Origin of the sequence: Helicobacter cinaedi CCUG 18818 = ATCC BAA-847, assembly GCF_000155475.1 — a bacterium.
Classification (GTDB): Bacteria; Campylobacterota; Campylobacteria; order Campylobacterales; family Helicobacteraceae; genus Helicobacter_C; species Helicobacter_C cinaedi.
In genome coordinates this window covers 1-604 of record NZ_DS990429.1, presented here as the reverse complement: position 1 = coordinate 604, position 604 = coordinate 1, and the positions used below count along the sequence as shown (strand labels likewise).

Below are 604 nucleotides of genomic sequence, written 5' to 3'. Positions count from 1 at the left end.
TTTTACTATCACTAAAGCCCATATTAAAGAAAGTTTAGAATCCTTATGGAGAATTGAGTGTGAAGGATATATAGAAAGCTTAGAAGAGCATCCTTTTACTTTAGACTTTTTCAACTCTTCAAGGAAAGACCAAGAGAACACTTTTAACTCTTTCCCACATAAGGAGAGCACTTTAAACTTTCACCCCAATGCTTTAATTAACAAGCAAGCAACCTTTAAAATCAGCAATCCCTATCCTCAATCACACTCTACTTCTCACACTTTAGATTTTATAAACAATGCCCTACCCTCTACTTTAGAATCTCTTAAAGATACTATCAAGAGTGCTAAGAATAAAAACAAAGACACTCATCATAATCAAACAAGTAAAGATTCTAAAAACTCTCAAGAATCTTTAGATTCTTTAGGGAGGATAAAAGAATATCAAGGCATACTCTGCTTTGTAGAGTATCTAGGATTAAATACTCAAAGTAGTGCAAATGTGTTTCATAGAGGTAATCTTACCCCCTCTTTAAATCATAAGCATTTCTTTAAGCTTACTCTTTGCTCTTCTCTTTATAGAATGTCTTTAAATAAAGCAAATAGAATCTATACCAATAAGAGT

1 pseudogene is annotated in these 604 nt (G+C 32.1%); it reads left to right on the top strand.

The window, feature by feature from the left end:
* Window positions 1-604 (top strand): annotated as a pseudogene (locus HCCG_RS12070) (type VI secretion system Vgr family protein); the annotation flags it as partial.